Annotated in this window: 1 protein-coding gene and 1 pseudogene; both read left to right on the forward strand. The window is 49.9% G+C overall.

The features are described from left to right. Positions 1-265: pseudogene (locus BHV72_RS19670) on the forward strand (UpxY family transcription antiterminator); the annotation flags it as partial. Continuing rightward, on the forward strand, positions 246-477 hold a 232-nt coding region (locus tag BHV72_RS19675), incomplete at its 3' end, for a hypothetical protein (protein ID WP_192915679.1). The pseudogene BHV72_RS19670 and the gene BHV72_RS19675, both read left to right, overlap by 20 nt.

Genomic DNA, 477 nt, shown 5'->3' on the forward strand with positions numbered 1-477 from the left:
AATTCCCGACGAGCAAATGGCCCGTTTCCGTTTCATGCTCGATTATTCTGATGAAGCCGTCTGTATGAATGACTCTCCTTTGGCCCGTGGTGAGAAGGTCCGTGTCATAAAAGGTCCTTTGAGCGGTCTTGTCGGCGAACTGGTGACTGTCGGTGGCCGGAGTAAGATTGCCGTCCGTTTGAATATGCTCGGCTGTGCCTGTGTCGATATGCCGATCGGTTATGTAGAACCTATTCACTTAATCAATGATACTTCGAAAGTTTAGTGTTTTGTTATTGATCCTTCTGTCGGGATCATCTCCTCTTTTCGCTCAGAGTATGAGCGATTCCCAGGTACTTGAATATGTGAAGGACGGTATCCGTCAGGGTAAGGAACAAAAGCAGCTGGCCTCCGAACTGGCCCGCAAGGGTGTAACCAAGGAGCAGGCCCTGCGTGTGAAGCAGCTCTATGAGCAGCAGAACAACGTGAACGCTTCCA

Origin of the sequence: Bacteroides sp. 43_46 (genome assembly GCF_001915455.1) — a bacterium.
Lineage (GTDB): Bacteria > Bacteroidota > Bacteroidia > Bacteroidales > Bacteroidaceae > Bacteroides > Bacteroides caccae.